The organism is Cellulomonas pasadenensis (assembly GCF_047229365.1).
Classification (GTDB): domain Bacteria; phylum Actinomycetota; class Actinomycetes; order Actinomycetales; family Cellulomonadaceae; genus Cellulomonas.
Genome location: NZ_JBFTEP010000295.1, coordinates 1 through 629, shown reverse-complemented (window position 1 = coordinate 629; position 629 = coordinate 1). Strand labels below are relative to the sequence as shown.

Here is a 629-nt window from a genome sequence, read left to right as displayed (position 1 = left end):
GTCCCCGGCCGCGCACGGCCGCGGCGACGGTCATCGGTGCGCCGACGCGTCCGACGAGCACCGGGCCGGGCACACGCTCGCGCCGCCACCGCGCCGTCGTCGGCGCCGCAGCGGCGCTGCTGGTGTTGGGCGGCGGGGCGGCCCTCGTGCAGGGGGTGCGCCCCGCCGCCCCGCCCGAGCCGCCGACCTACCCGGCCGTGGACGGCGCCCTGGGCGACGCCCTCGTCGAGCTGCAGCGGAGCGTGGAGCCGTGATCGCCCGCCGCCCGCGCCACGCACGCGCGCGTGACCTCGCCGCGCTGGTGCTCACGTGCGCCGTGCTCGCGGGGTGCGCGCAGCCCGACCTCGACGCGGACCGCGCCCGCGTCCTGCAGGGCGACGTCCTCGCCGTCACGCAGGCGGTCGCCGAGGGGCGTCTCGACGCGGCCGCCGTCCTCCTGGACCAGGTGCGCCGCGGCGCCGACGACGCCCACGCCGCGGGCGACGTCTCGGACGCCCGCCACGCGACGGTCACGGCCGCGCTCGACGACGTCGCGGCCCAGCTCGAGGCGGGCCTCGCGGCGCAGGAGGCCGCCGCGCACGCGCAGGCCGCCGCGGAGCAGGACGCCGCCGTCGCGGCCGCCGTGGCGC

Annotated in this window: 1 protein-coding gene and 1 pseudogene; both read left to right on the top strand. The window is 82.0% G+C overall.

Annotated features, from left to right (window positions below; genetic code table 11):
- A pseudogene (locus tag AB6N23_RS18545) lies at positions 1-254 on the top strand (serine/threonine protein kinase); the annotation flags it as partial.
- On the top strand, positions 251-629 hold a 379-nt coding region (locus AB6N23_RS18540; protein ID WP_412867417.1), incomplete at its 3' end, for a hypothetical protein. The pseudogene AB6N23_RS18545 and the gene AB6N23_RS18540, both read left to right, overlap by 4 nt.